The sequence below is a fragment of the Crenalkalicoccus roseus genome (assembly GCF_004761865.1).
Taxonomy (GTDB): domain Bacteria; phylum Pseudomonadota; class Alphaproteobacteria; order Acetobacterales; family Acetobacteraceae; genus Crenalkalicoccus; species Crenalkalicoccus roseus.
The window spans coordinates 1-26,989 of sequence record NZ_SJDM01000033.1; the positions used below are offsets into that span (position 1 = coordinate 1).

General features: G+C 74.1%; 20 protein-coding genes and 1 tRNA gene. 13 read left to right on the forward strand and 8 right to left on the reverse strand.

Annotated elements, in window-relative coordinates:
- Window position 1: 1 nt before the first annotated feature.
- The 4 genes from ET526_RS16130 to ET526_RS16145 form a co-directional block, all read right to left on the reverse strand.
- Window positions 2-78: transfer RNA gene (locus tag ET526_RS16130), tRNA-Arg, on the reverse strand.
- 106 nt (window positions 79-184) lie between these two features.
- Complete coding sequence (locus tag ET526_RS16135; protein WP_240048436.1) at window positions 185-1,009, reverse strand: ABC transporter permease; 825 nt, start codon at window positions 1,007-1,009, stop codon at window positions 185-187.
- Window positions 1,009-1,947: an ABC transporter permease gene (locus ET526_RS16140; RefSeq protein WP_135468898.1), complete on the reverse strand. Its 939-nt coding sequence runs from the start codon at window positions 1,945-1,947 to the stop codon at window positions 1,009-1,011. Before ET526_RS16140 ends, ET526_RS16135 begins: the two co-directional genes overlap by 1 nt.
- A 76-nt stretch (window positions 1,948-2,023) precedes the next feature.
- Entirely contained in the window at window positions 2,024-2,794 is a 771-nt protein-coding gene (locus ET526_RS16145) for an HpcH/HpaI aldolase family protein (protein WP_135468900.1), read from the reverse strand.
- A gap of 101 nt (window positions 2,795-2,895) precedes the next feature.
- Between ET526_RS16145 and ET526_RS16150 the strand changes: the two genes are divergently transcribed.
- Genes ET526_RS16150 through ET526_RS16160 form a run of 3 tightly spaced genes read left to right on the forward strand, consistent with a single transcriptional unit; the run spans window position 2,896 to window position 6,427 of the window.
- A complete protein-coding gene (locus ET526_RS16150; protein ID WP_135468902.1) occupies window positions 2,896-3,753 on the forward strand; it encodes a dimethylarginine dimethylaminohydrolase family protein in 858 nt (285 codons plus the stop codon).
- A gap of 33 nt (window positions 3,754-3,786) precedes the next feature.
- On the forward strand, window positions 3,787-5,190 hold the full coding sequence (locus tag ET526_RS16155; RefSeq protein WP_135468904.1) for an FAD-binding oxidoreductase: 1,404 nt from the start codon (window positions 3,787-3,789) through the stop codon (window positions 5,188-5,190).
- Window positions 5,191-5,197: 7 nt separating this feature from the next.
- The gene (locus ET526_RS16160) at window positions 5,198-6,427 is read left to right on the forward strand and encodes an MFS transporter (protein ID WP_240048437.1); all 1,230 of its coding nucleotides are present in this window, start codon (window positions 5,198-5,200) and stop codon (window positions 6,425-6,427) included.
- Window positions 6,428-6,445: 18 nt separating this feature from the next.
- Here the strand turns inward: ET526_RS16160 and ET526_RS16165 are convergent, their stop codons facing one another.
- The gene (locus tag ET526_RS16165; protein ID WP_135468906.1) at window positions 6,446-7,342 is read right to left on the reverse strand and encodes an SMP-30/gluconolactonase/LRE family protein; all 897 of its coding nucleotides are present in this window, start codon (window positions 7,340-7,342) and stop codon (window positions 6,446-6,448) included.
- 159 nt (window positions 7,343-7,501) lie between these two features.
- Here ET526_RS16165 and ET526_RS16170 point away from each other — a divergent pair, with 159 nt between their 5' ends.
- The 4 genes from ET526_RS16170 to ET526_RS16185 all read left to right on the forward strand — a co-directional run bounded on the left by ET526_RS16170 (window position 7,502) and on the right by ET526_RS16185 (window position 15,560).
- Window positions 7,502-8,665: an efflux RND transporter periplasmic adaptor subunit gene (locus ET526_RS16170; RefSeq protein ID WP_135468908.1), complete on the forward strand. Its 1,164-nt coding sequence runs from the start codon at window positions 7,502-7,504 to the stop codon at window positions 8,663-8,665.
- 6 nt (window positions 8,666-8,671) lie between these two features.
- On the forward strand, window positions 8,672-11,839 hold the full coding sequence (locus tag ET526_RS16175) for an efflux RND transporter permease subunit (protein ID WP_135468910.1): 3,168 nt from the start codon (window positions 8,672-8,674) through the stop codon (window positions 11,837-11,839).
- 18 nt (window positions 11,840-11,857) lie between these two features.
- Window positions 11,858-13,156: a glycosyltransferase gene (locus ET526_RS16180; protein WP_135468912.1), complete on the forward strand. Its 1,299-nt coding sequence runs from the start codon at window positions 11,858-11,860 to the stop codon at window positions 13,154-13,156.
- Between the two features lie 70 nt (window positions 13,157-13,226).
- Window positions 13,227-15,560, forward strand: coding sequence for a xanthine dehydrogenase family protein molybdopterin-binding subunit (locus ET526_RS16185; RefSeq protein ID WP_135468915.1), 2,334 nt, complete (start codon window positions 13,227-13,229; stop codon window positions 15,558-15,560).
- Between the two features lie 171 nt (window positions 15,561-15,731).
- On the opposite strand, the gene ET526_RS16190 is transcribed toward ET526_RS16185, so the two are convergent.
- Window positions 15,732-16,325 carry a hypothetical protein gene (locus ET526_RS16190; RefSeq protein ID WP_135468917.1) on the reverse strand — a complete coding sequence of 198 codons (594 nt, stop codon included), beginning with the start codon at window positions 16,323-16,325 and terminating at the stop codon, window positions 15,732-15,734.
- A gap of 166 nt (window positions 16,326-16,491) precedes the next feature.
- Here ET526_RS16190 and ET526_RS16195 point away from each other — a divergent pair, with 166 nt between their 5' ends.
- From ET526_RS16195 to ET526_RS16215, 5 genes are all read left to right on the forward strand, one after another.
- The gene (locus ET526_RS16195; RefSeq protein ID WP_135468919.1) at window positions 16,492-17,475 is read left to right on the forward strand and encodes an MBL fold metallo-hydrolase; all 984 of its coding nucleotides are present in this window, start codon (window positions 16,492-16,494) and stop codon (window positions 17,473-17,475) included.
- A 12-nt stretch (window positions 17,476-17,487) separates the two neighbouring features.
- A complete protein-coding gene (locus tag ET526_RS16200; protein WP_135468922.1) occupies window positions 17,488-19,125 on the forward strand; it encodes an FAD-dependent oxidoreductase in 1,638 nt (545 codons plus the stop codon).
- Window positions 19,125-19,355: a DUF2783 domain-containing protein gene (locus ET526_RS16205; RefSeq protein WP_135468924.1), complete on the forward strand. Its 231-nt coding sequence runs from the start codon at window positions 19,125-19,127 to the stop codon at window positions 19,353-19,355. Before ET526_RS16200 ends, ET526_RS16205 begins: the two co-directional genes overlap by 1 nt.
- 61 nt (window positions 19,356-19,416) lie before the next feature.
- Window positions 19,417-20,607 (forward strand): M20 aminoacylase family protein, encoded by a 1,191-nt coding sequence (locus ET526_RS16210; protein WP_240048438.1) that lies wholly within the window; start codon window positions 19,417-19,419, stop codon window positions 20,605-20,607.
- A gap of 96 nt (window positions 20,608-20,703) precedes the next feature.
- Window positions 20,704-23,124, forward strand: coding sequence for an AI-2E family transporter (locus ET526_RS16215; RefSeq protein ID WP_135468929.1), 2,421 nt, complete (start codon window positions 20,704-20,706; stop codon window positions 23,122-23,124).
- 11 nt (window positions 23,125-23,135) lie between these two features.
- Here the strand turns inward: ET526_RS16215 and ET526_RS16220 are convergent, their stop codons facing one another.
- Window positions 23,136-23,549: a carboxymuconolactone decarboxylase family protein gene (locus tag ET526_RS16220; RefSeq protein ID WP_158295612.1), complete on the reverse strand. Its 414-nt coding sequence runs from the start codon at window positions 23,547-23,549 to the stop codon at window positions 23,136-23,138.
- Window positions 23,550-23,660: 111 nt separating this feature from the next.
- On the opposite strand from ET526_RS16220, the gene ET526_RS16225 reads away from it, so the two are divergent.
- A complete protein-coding gene (locus tag ET526_RS16225) occupies window positions 23,661-25,640 on the forward strand; it encodes a selenocysteine-specific translation elongation factor (protein ID WP_135468933.1) in 1,980 nt (659 codons plus the stop codon).
- A 33-nt stretch (window positions 25,641-25,673) separates the two neighbouring features.
- Here ET526_RS16225 and ET526_RS16230 read toward each other — a convergent pair whose 3' ends face one another.
- Window positions 25,674-26,960, reverse strand: a complete 1,287-nt coding sequence (locus ET526_RS16230; protein ID WP_204623680.1) for an NCS2 family permease — start codon at window positions 26,958-26,960, stop codon at window positions 25,674-25,676.
- Window positions 26,961-26,989 lie beyond the last annotated feature (29 nt).

The following is a 26,989-nucleotide window of genomic DNA, read 5'->3' on the forward strand; positions in this document are numbered from 1 at the left end:
GTGGCGTCCCCGGCGGGATTCGAACCCACGGCCCCCAGATTAGGAATCTGGTGCTCTATCCTGCTGAGCTACGGGGACATTCTCTTGCAAATCAATATACCCGCCCGGGCGATCCGTTCAAACCCCGTTTGCGGGAGCGAAAGCGTCGGGCCCCGGCATCGGGTGCCGCTCTGCTGCAGCGCCCCTACGGCACCCGCCGCCGCACCCCGTCCGCCACCAGCGTGCAGCCGGCGACGGCGATGAGGATCATCAGCCCCGGCCAGACCGCGGCCATCGGCGCGTTGAACACCATCTCCTGCGCGTTGGAGAGCATGTTGCCCCAGGAGGGCGCCGGTGGCTGGATGCCGAGGCCGAGGAAGCTCAGCGTGCTCTCGGCGAGGATCGCGCCGGCGACGGCAAGCGCGGTGGCCACCGTCACCGGGCCGAGGATGTTGGGCAGCACGTGCCGCGCCAGCACCCGCCCCTCGGTCGCGCCGGAGACCCGCGCGGCCTGCACGTAGTCGAGCGAGAGCTGCGTCAGCGCCGCGGCGCGCGCGAGGCGCGCCACCCCCACCCAGCCGAACAGCACCAGGATGACGACGATGCGGGCGATGTCCGAGGCCGCCTCGCCGCGCGGCAGGCCGAAGCGGCCGGTGTCCACCGCCGCCAGCACCACGAGCAGCGGCAGGGCGGGCAGCGACAGCATGCCATCGGCAATCCGCATCAGCACCGCATCCACCCAGCCGCCGCGCCAGGCGGCGAGCAGCCCGATGGCGGTGCCGAGAGTGGTGGCGCCGAGCGCCACGGACACGCCCACCGTCAGCGACACCCGCGCACCGTGCAGAAGGCGCAGCAGCATGTCCCGCCCGAGCTCGTCCGTGCCGAGCGGGTGCGCGGCCGAGGGCGGCTGGTAGCGACTGAACAGGTCCGGGGTGAAGGGATCGTGGCCGAGCAGGGCCTGGACCAGCGGCGCCGCGGCGGCACCGAGCGCGAGCGGCGCCAGCAGGGCGAGGCCCAGCCACAGCCGCATCAGCCGCCGAGCCGCGGGTCGAGCAGCCGCTGCGCGACATCGGCGGCGAGCGTCGCCAGCATGGTCACCAGCGCCGCCAGCAGCAGCGCCAGCAGGGCGAGGTTGTAGTCGTTGCCCATGATGCTGTCGTAGATCAGCCGCCCCATGCCGGGGCGGGCGAAGATCGTCTCGGTGATCAGCGCCCCGGAGACCAGCGCCCCCGCATCCAGCGCCGTGATGGTGACAATGGGAATGGCCGCGTTGGGGAAGGCGTGGCGCCAGATCACCACGCGCTCCGGCAGGCCCTTCATGCGCGCGGTGCGGATGTAGGGCTGCCACAGCTCGGCCTGCATCGCCGCAAGCGAGTGGCGCAGATAGGCGGCGGAGTTGACGATGGCGAGCGTCGCCACCGGCAGCGCCAGGAAGCGCAGCGCCGGCCAGAGCCCCGGCTCCTCCGCCACCCCGCCCGCCGGCAGCCAGCCCAGCGTGACCGCGAACAGGATGATGAGCAGGATGCCGAGCCAGAAGCTCGGCGTGGACTGCGCCAGGATGGCGAAGGCGTCGGCCGCCGGCGCCGCGCGCGGCCGCACCGCCGCCAGCACGCCGAGCCCGACGCCGGCGACCAGCGCCAGCGACAGGGCGCAGCCGAGCAGCACCAGCGTCGAGCCCAGCGCCGGCCACAGCACCGCCGCCGTCGGCAGGGCGTAGAGGCGGGAATAGCCGAACTCGCCACGCAGCACGGCGGCGGCCCAGGCCAGGTAGCGCTCGTGCAGCGGTCGGTCGAGGCCGTGCAGCACACGCATCCGCTCGACATCGGCCGCGGTCAGCGCCGGGTCGGCGAGCAGGGCGAGGTCGAGCGGATCCCCCGGCATCAGCCCCATGGCGAGCCAGGTGAGCGCGGAGAGGATCACCAGGGTGACGGCGATCTGGACCAGCCGCCCCGCGATCAGGCGCAGCATCGCCCGCCCGCGCGCCTCTCCCGCGCGCCCCGGCCGCGGCGCGGCCCGAATGCGGCCGGCATCCGGGCCCTCCGCCTCAGCCGCCGCGCGCCTGCTGCACCGCGGTCCGCGCGGCGCTCAGCATCAGGCCGCTGTCATTGGCGATGGTGACCAGCCGGAAGCCCATGTCGATCATGCGCCGCGCATAGGCACCGGTGGCGTTGTGCAGCCCGGCGGCGATGCCGCGCCGGCTGGTCTCCTTCAGCAGCCGCTCGTAGATCTTCAGGATCTCCGGCTCCTCGCGGTCGAGCTTCGGCTCCAGCCCGAGGGAGAGGCCGAGGTCGGAGGGGCCGACATAGATGCCGTTGATGCCGGGCACGTCCAGGATGGCGTCGAGGTTGTCGAGCGCCTCCTGCGTCTCGATCATGGGGATGACCATGATCTCGTCGTTCGCGGTCTTCTGGTAGCCGCCCGCCGCGCCGTACTGGCCGTAGATGCCGGCGCGGATCGGGCCGTTGCTGCGCGTGCCCTGCGGCGGGTAGCGGCAGGCGGCGACCAGGGCGCGGGCCTGCTCGGCGGTGTTCACCATCGGGCAGATCACGCCGTAGGCGCCGACGTCGAGCACCTTGCCGATGATGCCGGGCTCGTTCCAGGGCACCCGCACCATGGGCGTGACGCCCATGTGCTGGATGCCCTGGAAGCAGGCGACGCAGGAGAGGAAGTCCTGCACCCCGTGCTGCAGGTCCACGGTCAGGCTGTCCCAGCCGGCCTGGGCCATGACCTCGGCGCTGAAGGCGTTGGGGATGGCGAGCCACCCGTTGATGACCGGCTTGCCGGCCTTCCACAGTTCCTTGACCTTGTTCGGCATCGCTTCCCCCTCGGTTCCGCTGGCCAGCGCGACGCTAGGGGCGGGGCCCCGGGGCGTCAACGCGGCTGGACGGGGCGTGCCGCGGGCGGCAGGCTGCGCGCATGCCCCCCTGGATCGTGGCCTCGGAGACCGGGCGGCTCGCCGAGGCGCTGGTCTGCCCGCCCGACCACTATCGCTGGATCCCGGCCAACGCCATCGCGCGCCGCACCCTGGCCGCGGGGGCGCAGCCCGGGCCGGAGGCGCTGGCGGCGCAGCACCGCGAGCTGGTGGCGGCGCTGGAGGGGGCCGGGGTGCGCGTGCACGCGCTGCCGCCCGAGCCGCACCTCCCCTACATGGCCTATACCCGCGATTCGGTGGTGGTGACGCATCGTGGGCCGGTGCTGTGCCAGCTCGCGCGGCCTGAGCGCCGCGGCGAATACGCCCCCCTTCTGGAATGGCACGCGGCGCGGGGCAGCCGGATGTGGCGCCTTTCCTCCGCCGGCACGCTGGAGGGAGGCGACGTGCACATCCTCCGCCCCGGCCTCGCCCTGATCGGCGCGAGCGGCGGGCGGACCGACAGGGCGGGCGCGGAGCAGCTCGCGGGCTGGCTGCGCGCGGAGGGGTGGGAGGTGCGGATCGAGCCCTTCGACGAGCATTTCCTGCACCTCGACGTGCTGTTCTGCATGGCCGCGCCGGGCCTCGCCGTCGCCTGCACGGAGGCGCTGGAGGAGGGGTTCCTCGCCTGGCTCGCCGCGCGCCGCATCCGCTGCATCCCCGTCCCCTACCGGGAGGCGATGCGGCTCGGCTGCAACATCCTTTCCCTCGGCGCCGACCGCGTGATATCCGCCCGCGCGAGCCACGCGCTGAACGCCGCGCTGAGGGCGGAGGGGCTGGTCGTGCTCGACCCCGAGCTCTCCCTCTTCACCGCCGGCGGCGGCGGGCCGCACTGCCTGACCTGCCCGCTGGCCCGCGACGCCTGACCCGCCCCACCGGGGGCGGCCATGAGGAACGCCATGCCCATCATCCCACGTCCGGAGCCGAACAGCGTCGCCGCCGTCATCGCCGAGGCGCAGGCGCTGCTCGGAGACCGGCTTTCGGTCAACGAGACGGTGCGGGAACAGCACGCGCGGGGCGAGGACAGCACCCCCCCCACCCTGCCCGACGCCGTCGCCTTCCCCGAGACCACGGAGGAGGTGAGCGGCCTGCTCGCCCTCTGCCACCACCACCGCGTGCCGGTGACGCCCTTCGGCGCCGGCACCAGCCTTGAGGGGCACGTCAACCCGGTGCGGGGCGGGATCTCGCTCGACCTCTCGCGCATGACCCGGATCCTCGAGGTCAATGCCGAGGACATGGACTGCCTGATCGAGCCCGGCGTCACCCGCCATCAGCTCAACGAGCACCTGCGCGACCAGGGCCTGTTCTTCCCCGTGGATCCCGGCAGCCACTGCACCATCGGCGGCATGTGCGCGACCCGCGCCTCCGGCACCAACGCGGTGCGCTACGGCACCATCCGCGAGAACGTGCTCGGCCTCGAGGTGGTGCTGGCGGACGGGCGCGTCATCAACACCGGCTCGCGCGCGCGCAAGGCCGCCAACGGCTACGACCTGACGCACCTCTTCATCGGCAGCGAGGGCACCCTCGGCGTCATCACGAAGATCCGGCTGCGCCTGCACGGCATTCCGGAGGCGATGTCGGCCGCGGTCTGCCAGTTCCCCGACCTGAAGTCCGCGGTCGAGGCGGTGATCGCCACCATGCAGGCCGGCATCCCGGTGGCGCGGATCGAGCTGCTGGACACCGACATGATGGAGGCCTGCATCCGCTACTCGAAGCTGGAGGGCTACCGCGCCGCTCCCACCCTGTTCCTGGAATTCCACGGCAGCCACGCCGCGGTGAAGGAGCAGGCCGAGGCGGTGGAGGCGATCGCCGCCGACTACGGCGCCGAGGGCTTCGCCTGGGCGACCGACGCCGAGGCGCGCAACCGGCTGTGGAAGGCGCGCCACGACGCCTACTGGGCCGGCCTCGCGCTGAAGCCGGGCTGGCGGGCGCTGACCACCGATGTCTGCGTGCCGATCTCCCGCCTCGCCGAGGCGCTGGTCGGTGCCAAGGAGGAGGCGCAGGCGCTCGGCCACGTCACCTGCATCGTCGGCCATGTCGGGGACGGCAATTTCCACCAGATGGTGCTCTACGACCCGAACGACCCGGAGGGGCTGGAGCGCGCCTGGGACATGGACCGGCGCATCGTCGCCCGCGGCCTCGCGCTCGGCGGCACCTGCTCGGGCGAGCACGGCGTCGGCCTCGGCAAGCGGGAGTTCCTGGAGCAGGAGCACGGGCCGGAAGCGCTGGCGCTGATGCGCGGCATCAAGCACAGCTTCGACCCGCGGGGCATCCTCAACCCGGGGAAGATGTTCCGGAACTGAGCCCGCCGTGGACGCCAAGCCGGCCGCCGGCGCCGCCATCATCGCGCTGCCGATCCTGGCGCTCGCGCTGGGGCATGTCTTCTCCAACGCCGTGCGCACCCTGCCGGCGGTGGCGGCGGACGTGCTGGCGCGCGACCTCGGCATCACCGCCGAGACGCTGGCCGCCATCACCGGCGCCTTCCCGGCCGCCTTCGCCCTGGTGATGCTGCCCGTCGGCGTGGCGCTCGACCGCTGGGGGGTACGGCGCACGGCGCTCGCCCTGCTCTCGATCTGCGCCATCGGCGCCATGCTGGCCGCGCTGGCGAGGGGACCCTGGGGGATGCTGCTCGCCCAGGTGGTGCTCGGCATCGGCTGCTCGGGGATGCTGATGTGTCCCCTCACCTACGCCGCGCGCGCCACCGACGCGGCGGGCTTCGCGCTGTGGTCGGGCATCATCCAGACGGTGGGCAATTCGGGGATGCTGCTCACCGCGAGTCCGCTGGCCCTGCTGGTGGAGTGGCAGGGCTGGCGCGCGGGGTTCCTCGCCGCGGCGGCGCTGGCCGCACTCGGCCTCGCGGCGGTGGCGGCGACGGTGCGCCAGCCGCCGCCGCGCCGCGCCGTGTCGCATTCGCTGAAGCAGGACATGCGGGAGGTCCTGGCGATCGCCGCCTCGCCCGCGCTGCGGCCGCTGATGGTCTTCGCCTTCGCCAGCCTGGCCGTGGTGCTTGGTCTGCGCGGCCTCTGGGGCGGGCCGTGGCTGATGGAGGTGAAGGGACTGTCGCGGGTCGAGGCGGGCAACATGCTGCTGGCCGGCACGGCGGCGCTGGTCGTGGGGCCGGCGATCGCGGGGGCGGTGCACCGCCTGGTGGGCCGCCCGGTGCTGCTGATGGCGGCGAGCCATTTCGCCGTGGCCGGGCTGATCCTGGTGCTGGTCGGCGGCGGACCCGGCTTCTGGCTCTCCCGCCTGCTCGGCCTGCCGCAGCTTCCCGCGGGGTTCGACGCGGCGGTGCTGGTCGCCTTCGGCCTCGTCATCGCCTTCCAGGTGCTGTGCTTCTCCCTGGTGCGGGCGGCGGTGCCGGCCGATCAGGCGGGGCGGGCGATGTCGGCGCAGAACATCGCCTTCTTCGCCGGCGCGGCAGTGCTGCAGGGCGTCTCGGGCGCCGCCGCCTCCCTGGGCGGCGTCGCGGCGGCGCTGCTCAGCTTCGCCGCCGCGCTGGTGCTGTGCACGGCGGGCTTCCTGTGGCTGCGGCGGGGCTGACCCCCCGCCCAGGCGCCGCTACCAGGGCGGCGGGATCTCGGCGGCGAGGATGCGGCCGCTGGCGCTCTCGGTGATCAGCAGCGTGGTGCCGTCGGGCGCGAGGCAGCAATTGGTGGGGTGGCGGCCGAAGGCCGTGCAATCCACCCGGGCGAGGATCACCCCGTGCGGGTCCGCCATCCAGACCTGGCCGTGGCCGGGATTGGCGACGAAGAGGCGGTCATGCGCGTCCACCGCCAGCCCGTCGGGGCCGGAGGTGCCCGCCGGGACGCGCAGGAAGCACTGCGCCTTGCCCACCACCGCGTCGGCGCGCAGCGCGAAGCGCCACACCTCGCAGGAGCGGGTCATGGCCACGTAGCAATGCGTCCCGGCGCGGTTGAGCGCGATGCCGTTCGGGCTCGGCCCGTTGGCGATCAGCCGGTCGAGCCGCCCGTCCGGCCAGAGGCGCCAGACGCGGCCCGTGGGGTCCTGCAGCCCGGTCTGGCCCTGGTCGGTGAACAGCACCGCGCCGTCCGGCCCCACCGCGAGGTCGTTCAGCCCCTTGAAGCCCTCGGACAGCACCGTCTCCAGCACCGGGGCGAGGCTGTCCGAATCGGGGTCGAGGCTGAGCAGGCCGTGGCGGTAATCGGCGATGAGCAGCGCCCCGCCCGCCGGCGCCACGGCCATGCCGTTCGGCCAGCCCTCGTACTCCGCCACCACCTCCCAGGCGGCGGGGCCGGGGCGGAACACCCGCCCGTTCGGGATGTCCACCACATGGAACCGACCCTTGGCGTCGAAGCAGGGGCCTTCGAGGAAGCTGTCGGTCTCCGCCCCGCCGCGGTTGGCGTCGGCCCAGGGGGTGCGGCGGGGCCGGCGCAGCGCCTCGGGCAGGCTGGCGAAGAGCCGGGCGGGGATCTCGCGGGGCGGGGCGAACCACATGCGCCGAGCCTGCCCGCCCGCCCCGCCGGCTTCAACCCATGGCGGCGGGCCCGCGACGGATGCATAACAGCGCCGCGGTTCCCAAATCGCGGATCCATCCCAGATGCACCGCGCCCCGCCGGGCGCGGATGCGCGCCGGCCCGAATTCGGATTCCCTCCATGCGCCGCCTTCTCCTGGCCTTGAGCCTGCTCCTGCTCTCCGCGCTCCCCGCCGGGGCGCAATTCGGCCCCCAGGGTCCGCCCGCGGTCGGGGTGGTGGTGGCGGAGCGCAAGCCGGTGACGGAGAGCGCCGAGTTCATCGGCCGCATCGAGGCGGTGAACCGCGTGGAGATCCGCGCCCGCGTCACCGGCTTCCTGCAGGAACGCCTGTTCCAGGAGGGGCAGGAGGTGCGCGAGGGCGAGATCCTGTTCCGCATCGAGCGCGCGCCCTTCGAGGCGCAGCTCGAGCAGGCGCGCGCCGCCCTCGCCTCCGCCCAGGCGACGCTCGAGAACGCGCGCATGGCGCTGCAGCGGGCGCGGGAACTGCGCGCCTCCGGCGCCGGCACCCAGGCGGCGCTCGACAACGCGCTGGCGCAGGAGCGCACGGCGGCGGCGCAGGTGCTCGGCGCCCAGGCGCAGCTCCGGGTGGCGGAGATCAATCTCGGCTACACGGAGATCACGGCCCCCATAGACGGCAAGATCGGCCGGGCGACGCTGAGCGTGGGCAACGTCGTCTCCCCCACCCTCGCCGAGCCGCTGGCCACCATCGTCAGCCAGGACCCGATGCGGGTCGCCTTCGCCGTCAGCACGCGCGCGGCGATCGAGCTGCGCAACCGCTACGAGGGGCGGGGCGGCTCCGCCGCCATGGTGGTGCGGGTGCGCCTGCCCGACGGCAGGCCCTACCCGCATCCCGGACGGATCGACTTCATAGATCCGCAGATCGAGCGCGGCACCGACACCATCCTGATCCGCGCGCTGATGCCGAACCCCCCCCGGGACGGCGCCCTGGCCGGCACGGCCGGCGACCGGGAGCTGATCGACGGCCAGTTCGTCTCCGTCCTGGTGGAGGGGGTGGAGCCGGTGCAGGCCATCGTCATCCCGCGCGCCGCGGTGCTGCAGGACCAGGGCGGCACCTATGTCTTCGTCCTCGGCGAGGGGAACAGGGCGGAGCGGCGCGGCGTCCGCCTCGGCCGCGGCACCGCCGAGCAGGCGGTGATCGAGGCCGGGCTCGAGGGCGGGGAGCAGGTGATCGCCGAGGGGCTGCAGCGGGTGCGGCCGGGCCAGCCGGTGAACCCCGCCCCCGCGGCGGCCCAGCCCGGCGCCACCGCCGGCCGGCAGGGCTGAGGCGCCATGATCTCCGGCGTCTTCGTGGACCGGCCGCGGCTGGCGATCGTCATCTCCATCGTGATGACGCTGGCCGGGCTGCTGGCGATGTTCGCCATCCCGGTCAGCCAGTTCCCGAACATCGTGCCGCCGCAGGTGCAGGTGACGACGCGCTACCCCGGCGCCTCGGCGACCGTGGTCGAGGCCACGGTCGCCCAGCCGATCGAGAGCGCGGTCAACGGCGTGGAGGGCATGCTCTACATGCGCTCCAACAGCGGCAACGACGGCAGCTACACGCTCACCGTCACCTTCCGCCTGGGCAGCAACCCGGACATCAACACGGTCAACGTGAACAACCGGGTGCAGGCGGCGCTCGCCCGCCTGCCGCAGGAGGTGCAGCGCAACGGCGTGACGGTGCGCAAGCAGTCCTCGGCGGTGCTGCAGTTCCTCGCCGTCTATTCCGAGACCGGGGAGCACGACCCGCTGTTCCTCTCGAACTACGTCACCATCAACATGCTGGACGCGCTGCGGCGCGTGCCGGGGGTGGGCGACGTGTTCCTGTTCGGCGCCATGGACTACTCCATGCGCATCTGGTTCGAGGTGGACCGGCTGATCAGCCTGAACCTCACGCCGCAGGACGTGATCCAGGCGGTGCAGGGGCAGAACGTGCAGGCCGCGGTCGGGCGGGTCGGGGCGCGGCCGATCAGCGACGACCAGCAGTTCCAGATCAACGTCCAGACCCAGGGGCGGCTGACCAGCCCCGAGCAGTTCGGGAACATCGTCATCCGCGCCAACCCGGACGGCTCCGTGCTCCGGGTGCGGGACGTGGCGCGCGTGGAGCTCGGCGCGGCCAGCATGGACACGGAGAGCCGCCTGAACGGGCGGCCGACCGTGACCATGGGCGTCTACCTCTCGCCCGGCGCCAACGCGGTGCAGGCGGCGCAGAACGTGCGCGCGGCGCTCGACCAGCTCTCGCAGCGCTTCCCCGAGGGGATGCGCACCATGGTGGTGTACGACACCTCGACCTTCGTCACCGAGACCATCCGCGAGGTGGTGAAGACCCTGCTCGAGGCCTTCGTGCTGGTCGTGCTGGTGGTCTACCTGTTCCTCGGCAGCCTGCGCGCCACCATCATCCCGACCATCGCCGTGCCGGTCAGCCTGATCGGCACCTTCGCCGTGCTGCTGATGGTGGGCTACACGGCGAACACCATCTCCCTCCTCGCCATGGTGCTGGCGATCGGCATCGTGGTGGACGACGCCATCGTGGTGGTGGAGAACGTCGAGCGGGTGATGGAGGAGCACCCGGAGCTCGCCCCGGCGCAGGCGGTGAAGAAGGCGATGGGGGAGATCACCGGCCCGATCATCGCCATCACGCTGGTGCTGCTCTCGGTCTTCGTGCCGGTGGCCTTCATCCCCGGCGTCTCGGGCGTGCTGTTCCGCGAGTTCGCGGTCACCATCAGCGTGGCGATGGTGATCTCGGCCATCAACGCGCTCACCCTCTCGCCCGCCCTCTGCGCCCTGACGCTGCGCCACACCGGGCCGCGCCGCGGCCCGATCCGCTACGTGCTGCGCGGCATAGACTGGGTGCGCGACGGCTACGCCGCGGTGGTGCGGCGCCTGGTGCGCATCGCCGTGCTCTGCCTGCTGCTGACGGCGGTGTTCGCCGCCGGCATCTGGGGCCTCGCCTCGCGCACCCCGCAGGGCTTCCTGCCGCAGGAGGACCAGGGCGCGTTCTTCGTGCAGGTCCAGCTGCCCCAGGGCGCCAGCGTCTCCCGCACGCGGGAGGCGGTGATGCAGGTGGAATCCGTCCTGAGGCAGAACCCGGCGATCGAGAACGTGCTGGCGATCGTCGGCTTCTCGCTGATCGATGGCGGGGCGCAGTCCAACTCCGCCTTCGTGGTGGCGCGGATGCGGCCCTTCGAGGACCGGACGCGGGTGGAGGATTCGGTGTTCGCCGGCATCCGGCGGGTGTTCGGCGCCGCGCAGGGCATCCGCACCGCCGACGTCTTCGCCTTCAACATCCCGCCGATCATCGGCCTCGGCACCGGCGGCGGCTTCGAGTACCAGCTCCAGGACTTCCAGGGTCGGGAGCCGGTGGAGATGGGCTCGGCCATGCTCGGCCTCGTCGTCGCGGCGAACCAGGACCCGCGCCTGGCCGCCGTGTTCTCCACCTTCTCGCCGACCACGCCGAGCCTGTTCCTCGACGTGGACCGAGACAAGGCGCAGGCGCTCGGCGTGCGGATCAACGACATCTTCACCGCGCTGCAGGCCACGCTGGGCGGCTTCTACGTCAACGACTTCAACCTGTTCGGCCGGGTCTGGCAGGTGAACATCCAGGCCGAGGCCGAGGACCGCTCGGACATCTCCGACATCTGGCGCATCCACGTGCGCAACAGCCGCGGCGAGATGGTGCCTCTGCGCGCCTTCGCCGACGTGCGGGTGGTGGTGGGGCCGCAGACCCTGCAGCGCTACAACAACTACCGCAGCCTCACCATCAACGGCTCTCCGGCGCCGGGCGTCTCCTCGGGCGAGGCGCTGGCGGCGATGGAGGAGATCTCCGCGCGCGTCCTGCCGCCCGGCTACGGCTTCGAGTGGACCGGCACCGCCTACCAGGAGAAGCAGGCGGCGGGGCAGACCGGGATGCTGGTGGCGCTGGCGGTGCTGTTCGCCTACCTGTTCCTGGTGGCCCTCTACGAGAGCTGGACCATCCCCGTGCCGGTGCTGCTCTCCGTCGTGGTGGGCGGCGTCGGGTCCTTCCTGGCGATCCTCATCGGGGGGCTCTCCCTCGACGTCTACGCGCAGATCGGGCTGGTGGTGCTGATCGCGCTGGCGGCGAAGAACGGCATCCTGATCGTCGAGTTCGCGCGCGAGGCGCGGGAGCGGCGCGGGCGCAGCGTGCAGGAGGCGGCGGTCGAGGGCGCCCGGCTCCGCTTCCGGGCGGTGATGATGACCTCGATCGCCTTCATCCTCGGCCTGGTGCCGCTGGTGATCGCGACCGGGCCGGCGATGCTCTCCCGCCGCGCCGTGGGCACGCCGGTGTTCGGCGGCATGATCGCCGCCGCCCTGATCGGGATCTTCATGATCCCCATGCTCTACGTGGTGTTCCAGACCCTGCGCGAGCGGGTGAAGGCGCGGCTGCGTCGCCACCGGCCGGTGGTGCCGCCGCCGCGGGAGGCGCCCGGACCCGCGGAGTGAGCGGAAGGGGGACGCGGCGTGGCGCGCATCCTGATCGCCGGCACGGGCTCGCTCGGCGATCTCCATCCCTTCCTCGCCCTCGGGCGTGGCCTGGCGGCGCGCGGGCATCGGGTGACGCTCGCCCACGCCCCCTCCTTCCGGGCGCATGCCGCCGCGGCGGGGCTCGGCTTCGCGCCGCTCCGCCCCGACTACGCGGCGCTGCTCGCGGCCGATGCCGGGCTGCGCGCCCGCACCCTGCATCCCGCGCGCGGGGCCGCGGCGATGTGGCGGGAGATCATCGCCCCGCATCTGCGGGCGAGCCATGCGGACCTGCTGGCGGCGGCCGCGGAGGGGCCGGGCTGCGACCTGCTGATCCACGCCCCGACCGTCGCCGTGGCGCCGCTGGTGGCCGAGCAGCGCGGCATTCCCTGGGCGCCGGCGCTGCTGCAGCCCTTCGCCCTGTTCTCGGTGCATGACCCGAGCCTGCCGCCCGGCCTGCCCTGGCTGGCCGAGCGGCCCTGGCTGCACCGGCTGCTGGCGCCGGGCATCCGCCGCCTGGGGCTCGGGATGATGCGGCGCTGGTCGGCGCCGGTGGCGGCGCTGCGCGCGGAACTCGGCCTTCCCCCCGCGGGCTATCCCCTGCTGAACGCGGCCCGGCCGCCGCGCTTCGGCCTCGCCCTCTTCTCCTCCCTGCTCGCGGCGCGCCAGCCGGACTGGCCACCACGCCTCGCGCCGACCGGCTTTCCCTTCTGGGACGGGCCGGACCCCGAAGCCCCCTCGCCCGCCGAGGCGGCGCGCATCGCCGCCTTCCTGGCCGAGGCGGCGGGGCCGCCGCCCATCGTCTTCACCCTGGGCTCGGCGGCCTTCCATCGCGCCGGGGCGTTCTGGCGGGAAAGTCTGGAGGCGGCCCGGCGGCTCGGCCGCCGCGCCCTGCTGCTGACCGGCAGGGCCGAGGGCGGCTTCCGCCCCGGCCCGCTGCCCGGCTGGGCGCTGGCGGTAGGCTACGCCCCGCATGCCGAGATCTTCCCGCGCGCCGCCGCCATCGTCCACCAGGGCGGCATCGGCACCACGGGCCAGGCGATGCGGGCCGGCCGGCCGATGCTGGTGGTGCCCTTCGCCAACGACCAGCCCGACAACGCGAACCGGCTGCGGCGACTCGGCATCGCCGCCGTGCTGCCCGAGGGGCGCTACACCGCCTCCGCCGCCGCCACGGCGCTCTCCGCCCTGCTGCGCGACGCGCAGGCGGCGGCGCGGGCCCGCGCGGTGGCGGAGGCGGTGCGGGCGGAGGACGGGGTGGGCGCGGCCTGCGACGCGGTCGAGGCGGGCCTCGCCGCCTGACCCCCTTCCCCATCGCCCCCTCCTGCGCAGATGATGGGCGCCAGGGACCGATCGGGACGAGGGAGAGACCATGGCCAAGTTCGGGCTGAGCCAGCCGCTGCGCCGCATCGAGGACCCGCGCCTCCTCAAGGGCGGTGGCCGCTACACCGACGACATCGCCCTCCCCGGCGCCGCCCACGGCCATGTGCTGCGCAGCCCGCACGCCGCGGCGCGGATCCGCTCGGTGGACACCGCCGCCGCGCTGCGGGTGCCGGGCGTGCTGGCGGTGATCACGGCGAAGGAGTGGCGGGAGGAAGGCCTTGGCGAGATCCCCTGCATCATCCCGCTGAAGAACCGCGACGGGTCGGAGCGCGCCAGCACGCCGCGCGGCGCCCTGGCGGAGGACCGGGTGCGCCATGTCGGCGATCCGGTCGCCTTCATCGTCGCCGAGACGCCGAAGGCGGCCAAGGACGCGGCCGAGGCGGTGGTGGTGGACTACGAGGTGCTGCCCTCCGTCACCGACCTCGACGCGGCGCACCGGCCCGGCGCGCCGCCGGTCTGGGACCATGTCCCGAACAACATCGCCTTCGACTGGGAGGCGGGCGACAGGGCGAAGGCCGACGCGCTGTTCGCCCAGGCCGCGCATGTGACGCGGCTGACGGTGGTGAACAACCGGGTCGTCGTCGCCAGCATGGAGGTGCGCGCCGCCGCCGCCGAATATGACGCGGGCGAGGGGAAGTTCACCCTCTACGCCGGCACCCAGGGCTCCTGGCTGGTGAAGAACCTGCTCGCGGAGAGCGTGTTCCGGCTGCCGCCCGAGAAGTTCCGCGTCGTCACCCCCGATGTGGGCGGCGGCTTCGGCATGAAGCTCTACCTCTACGCCGAGTACGCGTTGGTGTGCATGGCGGCGCGCCGCCTCGGGCGCCCGGTGAAGTGGACCAGCGAGCGCACCGAGGCCTTCCTCTCCGACACCCATGGGCGGGACAACATCACCCTCGGCGAACTGGCGCTCGACAAGGACGGGAAGTTCCTGGCGCTGCGCACCAGGAACTACGCCAACATGGGCGCCTACCTCTCCACCTTCGCGCCCTTCATCCCCACGGGCGCGGGCACCAAGGTGCTGGCCAGCGTCTACGATTTCCAGGCGATCCACGCCCATGTGCTCGGCGTGCTGACCAACACCGTGCCGGTGGATGCCTACCGGGGCGCCGGGCGGCCGGAGAGCAACTACCTGGTCGAGCGGCTGATCGACACGGCGGCGCGCGAGCTCGGCATGGACCGCATCGAGCTGCGCCGGCGCAACATGGTGCCGCGCAGCGCCATGCCCTACGTCACCGCCATCGGCCAGCGCTACGACAGCGGCGACTTCGCCGCGGTGCTGGACGCCGCGCTGCGGAAGGCCGACTGGGCCGGCTTTCCCGCCCGCCGGGCCGAGAGCGCGCGGCGCGGCCGGCGCCGCGGCATCGGCCTCGCCTACTACCTGGAGGCCACGGGCGGCAGCCCGACGGAGCGCGCCGAGATCCGCTTTGCGCCCGACGGCATGGTGGAGGTGCTGGTCGGCACGCAATCCACCGGCCAGGGCCACGAGACCGCCTACGCGATGCTGACCAGCCACGAGCTCGGCATCCCGATCGACAGGATCCGGGTGGTCCAGGGCGATTCGGACGTGATCCCGACCGGCGGCGGCACGGGCGGCGCGCGCTCGCTCTATTCGGAGGGCCAGGCGATCCTCGCCACCACCGCGACGGTGATCGAGAAGGGCAAGCAGGCGGCCTCCGAGCATCTGGAGGCGGCGGTGGCGGACATCGAGTTCACGCCGCAGGGCGGGCGCTTCTCCGTGGTCGGCACCGACCGGGGCGTGGGCATCCTCGATCTCGCGCGCATCCAGCGCGAGCGGGCGGCGAAGGGCGAGCCGGCGACGCTGCTCGACGCCGCGGAGGTGGCCGAGATCCGCGCCCACACCTTCCCCAATGGCTGCCACATCGCCGAGGTGGAGGTGGACCCGGATACCGGCCTGGTCGGGATCGCGCGCTACATCGTGGTGGACGATGTCGGCCACGCCATCAACCCGCTGATCGTGCGCGGCCAGGTGCATGGCGGCGTGGCGCAGGGCATCGGCCAGGCGGTGCACGAGCGCACCGCCTACGACCCGGAGAGCGGCCAGCTCCTCTCCGCCTCCTTCATGGACTACGCCCTGCCGCGGGCGGAGGACCTGCCGGACATCGAGGTGGAGCTGATCGAGGTGCCGTGCGAGACCAATCCGCTCGGCGTCAAGGGCGCGGGCGAGGCCGGGGCCGTCGGCTCCCCGCCCGCGGTGATGAACGCGCTGGTGGACGCGCTGTCGGACGACGGGGTGAGGCACCTCGACATGCCGGCGACGCCCGAGGCGGTGTGGAAGGCGATCCACGGCGCGAAGGCCGCCTGAGGCCGGGGGCCTCGGCCGGCGCCGGGCTGCGCATCCGGGCCGTCGGCGGAAGCCGGCGCGGCGCCGCGCCCCGGGGCGGCTTCACTTGCGCAAGGGCGCGGCGAAGGCGCCCCGGGCCGTGGTGTCCGCGCGGTTTCCGCGGCGCACCGCGAACGCCTCGGCCGGGATGCGCTACCGCACCACGTAGTCCACGATGCTGCAGGCGTTGATGCGCCGCTGCTCCCGCGCCTCGCCATCCTGGAAGACGATGCGGATGTCGTAGGTGCACTCCCCCACCGGCAGCCGTACCGGGAAGCGCTGGCCGGGCCCGACCACCTCGGTGCCCAGCCTGTCCGGCCCCCAGCCCTGCTGGGAGGAGGGGGAGGCGTAGAACTCCCGGATCGTCCGCCGCCCCTGGTTCACCAGGTTGAAGGAGGGGTTGGCGGCCTGGGTCGGCGGCGCCCCGCCGCCGAGCACGTAGTCCACGACGGCGCAGAGGTTGACGTTGCGCCGTTCCTCCGCCGCGCCGCCCTGGTAGACGATGCGCACGTCGTAGATGCAATTGCCGTCCGCCGGCAGGCGGATGATGTGCCGCCCGCCGGGCGGGATCACCTCCGAGCCCAGGCGGTCATGCCCCCAGCTCCGGTCGGTCGAGGGGGAAGCATAGACCTCGAACACGGTGCGCGGGGTGTTGTTGACGATCCGGAAGGACGGGTCGCCGGTCTGGGCCTCGGCCGGGACGGCCAGCAGGCCGAGGAGCGCGGCGGCGAAGGCGCGGCGGAGCATGGGCCTCTCCTGGGTATCGGCGGTCCGAGGCTATCGCGAAATGGTTACGATTTCCATGTGGCCGCACCCCGGCCGGCGCGCGGCTTGGCAGCCGCGGCGCCATGCGCCATCTCCTGCGGCAGCCGCGCCGCCGCCCGGCCGCGCGGGAACGCCGCAGGGAGTCGCCATGTCCGGCTTCGCCTCCACCCGCGACCTCGCCGAGAAGACCGTCTCCTTCGACGAACTCGGCCCCGGCCTCTACGCCTACACGGCGGAGGGCGATCCCAACTCCGGCGTCATCCTCGGCCCCGACGGGGTGGTGGTGGTGGACGCGCAGGCCACCCCCATCATGGCGCGGGACGTGATGGCGCGCATCCGCGCCGTCACCGACCGGCCGGTGAGGCAGCTGGTGCTGACGCATTACCACGCCGTGCGCGTGCTCGGCGCCTCCGCCTACGGCGCGCAGGCGATCATCGCCTCCGACCTGACGCGGGAGCTGATCGTCGAGCGCGGCCGGCAGGACATGGACAGCGAGATCGGCCGCTTCCCCCGCCTGTTCCGCGGCCGGGAGAGCATCCCCGGCCTCACCTGGCCGACCCACACCTTCGACCGGCGGATGACGCTCTGGCTTGGGGAGCGGGAGGCGCAGGTGATCCGCATCGGCCGCGCCCACACCATGGGCGACACCGTGGTGTGGCTGCCGAAGGAGAAGGTGCTGTTCGCCGGCGACACGGTGGAGTTCGGCGCCACCCCCTATTGCGGCGACGCGCATTTCGCCGACTGGCCCGCCACGCTCCGCGCCATCCGCGACCTCGGCCCGGAGAAGCTGGTCCCCGGCCGCGGCCGCGCCCTGCTGACCCGCTCGGATGTGGAGCAGGCCCTGCAGGACACGGAGAGCTTCACCTCCACCCTGTTCGCCCGCGTGCGGCAGGGCGTGGAGAAGGGCTGGACGCTGAAGCAGATCTACGACGACACCATGGCCCATATGCGCCCCGTCTACGGCCACTGGGTGATCTTCGAGCACTGCATGCCCTTCAACGTCTCCCGCGCCTATGACGAGGCGCAGGGCATCGAGCGGCCGCGCATCTGGACCGCGGAGCGCGACCTCGAGATGTGGCGCGCGCTGGAGCAGGGCGAGGAGGCGCGGAGCGGCGAGGTGCCCCGCGGCTAGGAGAGGCGCGCCGTGCCGGGCACCTACGCCAACCCGCGCTACCCCTTCCGCCGCCCGGCGGCGCTGGACCACGGGCGGGTGGAGGAGGCCGGCGTCGCCGTCGTCGGCGCCGGGGTGGTGGGGCTGACCGTGGCGCTCGACCTCGCCCGCCGCGGCCTGCGCGTCGTGCTGCTCGATGAGGACGACACCGTCTCCTTCGGCTCCCGCGCCATCTGCTGGGCGAAGCGGACGCTCGAGATCTACGGCCGCCTCGGCCTCGGCGCGCGCCTCCTGGAGAAGGGCGTCACCTGGAACACCGGCCGCGTCTTCTTCCGCGACCGCGAGGCCTACAGCTTCAACCTGCTGCCGGAGGAGGGCCATGAATACCCGGCCTTCGTGAACCTGCAGCAGTACTACGTCGAGGAGTGGCTGGTGGACGCCTGCGAGGCCACCGGCCTCGTGGACCTGCGCTGGAAGAGCCGCGTCGCCGCCGTCGAGCCCCGCGCCGACGGCGCGCTGCTCGGGGTGGAGACGCCGGAGGGCGGCTACCGCCTGCACGCGGCGTGGCTGCTCGCCTGCGACGGGGCGCGCAGCCTGGTGCGGGAGAGCCTCGGCCTCCCCTTCCTCGGCCAGGTGTTCCGCGACCGCTTCCTGATCGCCGACGTGGTGATGCGCGCCGCCTTCCCGGCCGAGCGGCGCTTCTGGTTCGACCCGCCCTTCCACCCCGGCCAGTCGGTGCTGCTGCACCGCCAGCCCGACGACCTCTGGCGCATCGACTTCCAGCTCGGCTGGGACGCCGACCCGGAGGAGGAGAAGCGCCCGGAGCGGGTGCGCGCCCGCGTCGCCGCCATGCTCGGCCCGGACATCCCCTTCGACCTCGAATGGGTCAGCGTCTACACCTTCCGCTGCCGGCGCATCGGGCGCTTCCGCCACGGCCGCGTGCTGTTCCTCGGCGACGCGGCCCACCAGGTGAGCCCCTTCGGCGCGCGCGGCGGCAATGGCGGGGTGCAGGACGCCGACAACCTCGGCTGGAAGCTCGCCGCGGTGCTGCGGGGCGAGGCGCCGGAGGCGCTGCTCGACAGCTACGACGCCGAGCGCGTGCCGGCGGCGGACGAGAACATCCTCAACAGCGCGCGCAGCACCGACTTCATCACCCCGAAGAACGAGGCGGCGCGCGCCTACCGCGACGCGGTGCTGGAACTGGCCGGGCGGCACGCCTTGGCGCGGCCCCTGGTGAATTCCGGCCGCCTCTCCCGCCCCGCCGTGCTCGCCGCGAGCCCGCTTTCCACTCCCGACGCCGTGCCCTGGGGAGAGGGGCTGCCGCTCGGCGCCTCCGCCCCGGACGCGCCGGTGCAGCGCGATGGCGAGCCGGACTGGCTGCTGCGCCACATCGGCGCCGATGGCGGCTTCACCCTGCTCTGCTTCGGCCAGGGGAGCGAGGCGCCGCCCGGCATCGCCCGCCTCGTGGTCTCGGCCGTGCCGGCGCCGGGGGCGCTGTGGGACCATTCCGGCCTCGCCGCGCGCCGCTTCGGCGCCGGCCCCGGCGACTGCCTGCTGCTGCGCCCGGACCAGCACCTCGCGGCGCGCTTCCGCGGCGGCGCCACGGCAGAGGCGGTGCGGGCGGCGCGCGACCGGGCGCTTGCCATCCCGAACCGGCGCGGAGCCGCCTGATGCCCCTGCACACCGAGCCCCGCCTCGCCGATCCGGACGGGTTCTACGCGGCGCTGATGGAGGCGCATCGCGGCCTCGACTCCGAAGCCTCCCGCCGGCTCGACGCGCGGCTGGTGATCCTGCTCGCGAACCACATCGGCGATGCCGAGACGCTGCGCGAGGCGATCGCGCTCGCGCGCGAGGGGCTGGCGCCGGAACGGCCGGCGGCGGATACCGGGGACCGTCCGTGACGTCCGCGGGGCGCGCCTGGCCGCCCCGCCCCATCCCCCTCCGCCCCACAGGAGCGACCGCGTGAGCCCGATCGACCACATCCGCCGCTGGCTGCCCGAACTCACCGCCTGGCGGCGGGATTTCCACGCCCACCCCGAGACGGGCTTCGAGGAGCACCGCACCGCCGCCCTGGTCGCGGAGCGGCTGGACTCCTTCGGCATCGAGGTGCATCGCGGCGTCGGCGGCACCGGCGTGGTCGGCGTGCTCCGCAGCGGATCCTGTTCCGGGAACGGCAGGCGCATCGGCCTGCGGGCCGACATGGACGCGCTCGACATGCCGGAGGAGAACGCCTTTCCCCACGCCTCCACCGTGCCGGGGAAGATGCATGGCTGCGGCCATGACGGGCACACCACCATGCTGCTCGCCGCGGCGCGCTACCTGGCCGAGACGCGGCGCTTCTCCGGCACCGTGCACTTCATCTTCCAGCCCGCCGAGGAGGGCCGGGGCGGGGCGCGGGCGATGATCGCCGACGGGCTGTTCGAGCGCTTTCCCTGCGACGCCGTCTACGGCCTGCACAACCGCCCCGGCCTGCCGGTCGGCCACTACGCCATCCGCGAGGGCGCGATGATGGCGGGCTGCGCCTTCTTCGACATCCACATCCACGGCCGCGGCGGCCACGGGGCGCGGCCGGAGACCACGGTGGACCCGGTGGTCTGCGGCGCGCAGCTCGTCTCCGCCCTGCAGAGCGTGGTGGCGCGCAACGTCGCGCCGGCCGATACGGCGGTGGTCAGCGTCACCGGCTTCAGCGCCGGCACCGCCTACAACGTCATCCCGGAGCGCGTGGCGCTGCGCGGCACGGTGCGCGCCTTCCGCCCCGAGACCATGCGCCTGGTGGAGGAGCGGATGCGCGCCCTGGCGGCGAGCCTCGCCACCGGCTTCGGCGCCACCGCCGAATGCGCCTTCCGCGAGATCGCCACCCCGCTGGCGAACAGCCCGCGCGAGACGGCGCTGATCGCCGGGGCCGCCGCCGCCCTGGTGGGGGAGGCGCATGTGGACCGCGACCGCGCGCCGGCCATGGGCTCGGAGGATTTCGCCTACATGCTGGCCGAATGCCCCGGCGCCTACATCCTGGTCGGCAACGGCACCGGCGAGGCGGGGGGCTGCGAGGTGCACAATCCGCGCTACGACTTCAACGACGCCGCCATCCCCTACGGCGCCGGAGTGCTGGCGGCGGCGGTGGAGCGCGAGGCGCCGCCGCTCGCGCCGGGCTGACCCTCCGGGCCGGGACGGCGCGCGGGCGAACCGGAAGCGGCCGGGAGCGTTTCGGCGCCGCGGCCGATCCCCGGCCGGCAGGATACCCGCTCCCGGATGCCCGCTTTCCAGGATCCCCCCCGCCGCACCCTCTCCAGCGCGCCGGGCACCGGCCTGCTCTACCTGCAGACCGGCATCATCATCATCGCGGTGCTCTACTTCGCCCGCGATCTGCTGATCCCGCTCGCGCTCGCGGTGCTGCTCTCCTTCGTGCTGGCGCCGGTGGTGCGGGCGCTGCGCCACCTCGCCGTGCCGCGGGCGCCGGCGGTGCTGCTCTCGGCCGTGCTCGCCCTCACCATGGTCGCCGGCGTCACCGCCCTGATGGGCCAGCAGCTCACCTCGCTCGCGCAGAACCTGCCGGTGTATCAGGCCAACATCAACCGCAAGCTCACGGGGCTGCAGGCTCCGGGCGGGCTGGTGGAGCGGATGAACAGCGCGATCGAGGAGCTCGGCCGCTCCATCCGCCCGGAAACGCCGCCGCCCGGCGCGGCCGGCGCCGCGCCGCGCCGGGCCGCGACCGACCAGCCCCAGCCGATCCCCGTCGTGGTCACGCCGCCCGAGCCGACGCCGCTGCAGACGCTGCGCGTGGTGGTGGAGCCGCTGCTCGGCCCGCTCGCCGTCACCGGCATCATCCTGATCCTGGTCATCTTCATCCTGCTCTACCGGGAGGATCTGCGCGACCGGCTGATCCGCCTGTTCGGCACGCGCGACCTGCACCGCACCATGGCCGCGATGGACGACGCGGCCTACCGGCTGTCGCGCTACTTCCTGGCGCTGGTGGCGATGAACACCGCCTATGGGCTGGTGATCACCGCCGCGCTCTGGCTGATCGGCATCCCGAACCCGTTGCTGTGGGGCTTCATCGCCGGGCTGATGCGCTTCGTGCCCTTCATCGGAAGCTGGATCGCCGTGGCCTTCCCGGCGCTGATGGCGGTCGCGGCGGATCCCGGCTGGTCGGCGCTGCTGTGGGTGCTGGCGCTCTACGCGGTGGGCGAGCTCAGCATGGGGCAGATCGTGGAGCCCCTGGTGTTCGGCCAGTCCACCGGCCTCTCGCCGATCGCCGTCATCGCCGCCGCCACCTTCTGGGCTTGGCTGTGGGGGCCGCTTGGCCTGCTGCTGGCGGTGCCGCTGACCGTCTGCCTCGTGGTGCTCGGGCGGCATGTGGACCAGCTCGAATTCCTTGACGTCCTGCTCGGCGACCGCCCGCCGCTCGATCCCCAGCAATTCTTTTACCAGCGCGCCATGGCCGGGGATGTGGACGCGCTGGCCGAGCAGGCGGAGCGGTTCCTGAAGGAAGGCACGCTGGTCGGCTACCTCGACACTGTTGCTCTGCCTGCGCTGCGCCTCGCCCAGGCCGACGCGGCGCGGGACGCGCTGACGCCGCAGCGGCTGGAAGCGATCCAGCGCAGCGTGACGACCCTGCTCGAGGACCTCGAGGATGCGGAGGAGACCGCGCCCGAGGAGGCGGAGCCGCCCCCCGCCCCGCCCCCCTCCTGGGCCGTCCCCGGCGCGGTGCAGTGCCTGCCCGGCCGCGGCGCCTTCGACGGTCTGCTCGCGGCGATGCTGGCGCAGGCGCTGCTCCGCCGCGGCTTCGGCGTGCAGCAGGGCGGCTTCGCCGCCGCCACCTGGCACTCCGACCGGGTGGCGATGGCGGGCGAGCCGATCAGCGCCTCGCCGCGCCTGGTCTGCCTCTGCCTCATCGAGGGTGGGGTCAGCGCGGCCACCGCGCGCTACCTGCTGCGCCGCACCCGCCGGCGGCTGCGGGGCGTGCCGGTCCTGGCCCTCGCCTGGCAGGCGGAGGAGGGGGGCAGCCTCGCCGCCGCGCTGCGCGCCGAGGAGGGCGGGACCCCCTTCTCGCTCGCGGCAAGCGTGGCGGAGGCGGTGGCGATGGCGCACGGCAGGGCCGCGACCGAGGCCGAAGCACCTGCCCAGGCCCCCGCCCAGACGCCAAGTCTGGACGAAATCCACTCCGGGACCGCGACCGAGGCCGAAGCACCTGCCCAGGCCCCCGCCCAGACGCCAAGTCTGGACGAAATCCACTCCGGGACCGCGACCGAGGCCGAAGCACCTGCCCAGGCCCCCGCCCAGACGCCAAGTCTGGACGAAATCCACTCCGGGACCGCGACCGAGGCCGAAGCACCTGCCCAGGCCCCCGCCCAGACGCCAAGTCTGGACGAAATCCACTCCGGGACCGCGACCGAGGCCGAAGCACCTGCCCAGGCCCCCGCCCAGACGCCAAGTCTGGACGAAATCCACTCCGGGACCGCGACCGAGGCCGAAGCACCTGCCCAGGCCCCCGCCCAGACGCCAAGTCTGGACGAAATCCACTCCGGGACCGCGACCGAGGCCGAAGCACCTGCCCAGGCCCCCGCCCAGACGCCAAGTCTGGACGAAATCCACTCCGGGACCGCGACCGAGGCCGAAGCACCTGCCCAGGCCCCCGCCGCCGCCCCGACGGCCCCCGCCGCGACCGCCTGAACCGCCGCGCCTCAGCCGGGGGCGGCGCCCTGCCCTTCCTCCCGGCGGAGCTCGGCGAACACCTCGCGCGCGACCAGCAGCGCCTCGCGCACCGCGGGCAGGCCCACATAGCCGCCGAGATGCAGGAGCGCCTCCGACAGCTCCTCCTCGGTCCAGCCCTGGCGGCGCGCCATGCGCAGATGGATGGCGAGTTCCGGCCAGCGGCCGGTCGCGGTGTCGGAGACGACGCAGACCAGCGCCCGCGTCTTCAGGTCGAGGCCCGGGCGCGACCACAGCAGGCCGAACACCGCCTCGCTGGCGTAATCGCCGAACTTCCGCATGATCGGGTCGTCATAGACCTCCCGGGCCAGGCGCTCGACCATCGCCTCGCCCATGAGCTGGCGGCGGATCTCCCGCCCCTTCTCGTACGCGTCGCTCCCTGGCACGGCGTCCTCCTCCCGTTGCGGCGGCGAGGGTAGCAGCCGCCCCGCCCCCGGCGCGAACCCCGCCTGGCCGCCGGCGTTGCCGCCGCGGCATGCGGCGGGGGAGGAGGCGGCATGGAGGGCAGCCGGGCGGGGCATGGCGGCGGGGCGGCCGCGCCGGCGGCGAGTCTGCTGGTCGGCGTGATGGGCCATGTGGACCACGGCAAGACGGCGCTGGTCCGCGCCCTCACCGGCACCGACACCGACCGGCTGCGGGAGGAGAAGGCGCGCGGCATCTCCATCGCCCTCGGCTTCGCCCTGCTGCGCGCCGGCGGGGCGGAGATCGACCTCGTGGACATGCCGGGCCACGAGCGCTTCGTGCGCACCATGATCGCAGGCGCGAGCGGCATCGAGGCGGCGCTGATCGTGGTCTCGGCGGCGGAGGGGGTGCGGCGGCAGACGCGCGAGCACCTGGAGATCGCGGGGCTGCTCGGCCTTTGCCGCGGTGTCGTCGCCGTGGCGCAGTGCGACCGCGCCACGGAGGAGGCCGCGGCCGCGGCCGGCGCCGAGGCCCTGTCCTGCGCCCGCGCCTGCGGCTTCGGACCGATGGAGGTGGTGCGCACCTCCGCCCTCGCCGGGGAGGGGCTGGAGGCGCTGGCGGCGGCGCTGGCGCGGCTTGCCCATGCCGCCCCGCCGCGGGCGGAGCACGGGCTGTTCCAGCTTCCCCTCGACCGCGCCTTCGCCCTTCCGGGGATCGGCCCCGTCGCCACCGGCACGCTGCGGCGCGGGCGCCTCGCGGCCGGCGAGGAGGCGGAGCTGCTGCCGGGTGGGTGCCGGGTGCGGCTGCGCAGCCTGCAGATGCACGGCCGGGCGGTGGCGGCGGCCGGGCCGGGCCGGCGGGTCGCGGCCGGGCTGCGCGGCGTCGGGCTGGCGGCGCTGCGGCGTGGCAGGGTGCTGGCCACGCCGGGGGCGGCGCGGGAGGCGGCTTGGCTGGATGTGCGTCTCTCCCTTCTCGCCTCGGCGCCCCGGCCGCTCGGGAACGGCGCCGTGCTGCGGCTGCTGACCGGCACGCAGGAGGCATCGGCGCGGCTGCGCCTGCCGGGCGGCGGGGCGCTGCCGCCGGGCGGGACGGTGCTGGCGCAGCTCCTCTGCGTGCCGCCGGTGGCGGCGATGGCCGGGGACGGCTTCGTGCTGCGCCGTCCCTCCCCGCCCCTGACCGTCGGCGGCGGCACCATCCTCGACCTGCCCCCCGCCCCCCGCCGCCCCCGCGCCCAGGCGGCGGCGGAGCCGAGGCTCCGCGCCGCCGCCGGCGGCGACTGGGCCGGGGCGACGCGGCTGCTGCTGCGCGAGCTCGGCTTGGCCGGGGCCGCGCCGCCGGCGCTCGCGCCGCGCCTCGGCCACGCCCCGGCGCGGCTGCGCGCCTGGGCGCTGGAGGGGGGCGCGCGGGCGCTGCCGGACGGCACGCTGGTGGACGGCGAGGCGTGGCGATCCGGGCTCGCCGCGCTGCGCGGGGCGCTCGCCGCCTTCCACGCGGCGCGGCCGATGGAGCCCGGGATGCGACCGGAGGCGCTGCTTGCGGCGCTGCCCCGCGGCGCCGCCGCGCCGGTCGCCGGGGCGCTGCTCGGCGCCCTGCTGGCGGAGGGCGCGGCGGCGCGCGCGGCGGGCGGGCTGATCCGCGCCGCCAGCCACGATCCGGCACGGGCGCTCGGCGGCGACGACCGGGCGCTGGTGCAGGCGATGGAGGCGCTGTTCCGCGAAGCCGGCCTCGCCCCGCCGGACACGGCGGCGGCGGTGGCGGGCGATCCGCGGCGGCTGCAGGCGCTGCGCCTGCTGCTCGGCAGCGGCGTGCTGGTGCGTGCCACCGACCGCGTGCAGGGGCGCAGCCTGCTGTTCCACCGCGAGGCGCTGGCGCAGGCGCAGCGCCGCATCGCCGAGGCGCTGGCGGGGCCGGAGGGCTTCGCGGCGCGGGAGGCCGGGGCGCTGCTCGGCATCTCGCGCAAGTTCAGCATCCCGCTGCTCGAGCACCTGGACGCCATCCGCTTCACCCGCCGCGTCGGCGACCGGCGCTTCGTGCAGGCGGCGGAGGCGCCCGGGGCCGCGTCCGCCCGGCCCTGAGCGCGCAACGGCCCCGGTCCGCCGCGATCCGTTCTAGCTTACCATGAACTTGATGGCGCTGAGCACGGCCAGCAGCCAGACCGCGCCGTGCACCTCCCGCGCCCGCCCGGCCACCGTCTTCAGCCCGGCATAGGCGATGAAGCCGAGGCCGATGCCGGTGGCGATGGAGAAGGTGAAGGGCATCGCCAGGGCGGTGAGGATGGCCGGCAGGTAGTCGGTCATGTCGTCCCAGTCGAGGCTGCGCAGCGCCTGGGCCATCAGGCAGGCGATGAAGACCAGCGCCGGGGCGGTGGCGTAGCCGGGGATGGAGGTGGCGAGCGGGGCGAGGAACAGCGTCAGCAGGAACAGGCCCGCCACCACCACCGCGGTCAGCCCGGTGCGCCCGCCCGCCTGGATGCCGGCCGCGCTCTCGATGTAGCTGACCGTGGTGGAGGTGCCGAGGACCGAGCCGATGATGGCGCCGCCCGAATCCGCCTGCAGCGCCCGCCCGAGGTTGGGCACCGTGCCGTCCGGGCGCATCAGCCCGGCGCGGTGGGTGCTGGCGATCAGCGTGCCGGCGTTGTCGAGCAGGTCCACCAGGAAGAAGGTGAAGACGATCCCGAAGATGCCGATCGCCAGCGCGCCGGCGATGTCGAGCTGGAACAGCGTCGGCGCGATCGAGGGCGGCAGGTCCACCACGCCGCGGAAGGTGGTCAGCCCGAAGGGGATGCCGGCCGCGGCGGTCAGCAGGATGCCGAGGATCATGGCGCCGGGCACGCCGCGCGCGGACAGCCCCGCGATCAGCAGGAACCCCGCCGCGCCGAGCAGCACCGGCACCTCGGCGACGTTGCCGAGGCCGACCAGCGTCGCCGGGTTGGCGATCACGAGCCCCATGCTGCGCAGCCCGATCAGGCCGAGGAAGAAGCCGATGCCGGCGGCGATGCCGAGCTTGAGCGAGAGCGGAATGCCGTTGACCAGCCACTCGCGGATGCGCAGCAGCGACACGGCGAGGAAGATCAGCCCGGAGACGAAGACGGCGCCGAGCGCCACCTGCCAGGGCACGCCCATGCCGAGCACCACGCCGAAGGCGAAATAGGCGTTGAGCCCCATCCCCGGCGCCAGCGCGATCGGGAAATTGGCCCACAGCCCCATCAGCGCCGAGCCGATCGCCGCGGCGAGGCAGGTGGCGACGAAGGCCGCGCCCTGGTCGATCCCGGCCTCGGCCAGGATCGAGGGGTTGACGATGACGATGTAGGCCATCGTCAGGAAGGTGGTGGCGCCGGCCACCACCTCGGTGCGCGGATCGGTGCCGCGCGCCCGCATCTCGAAGAACCGTTCCATCACCCGCCAATCGCCCCCTCGCCCGGTGC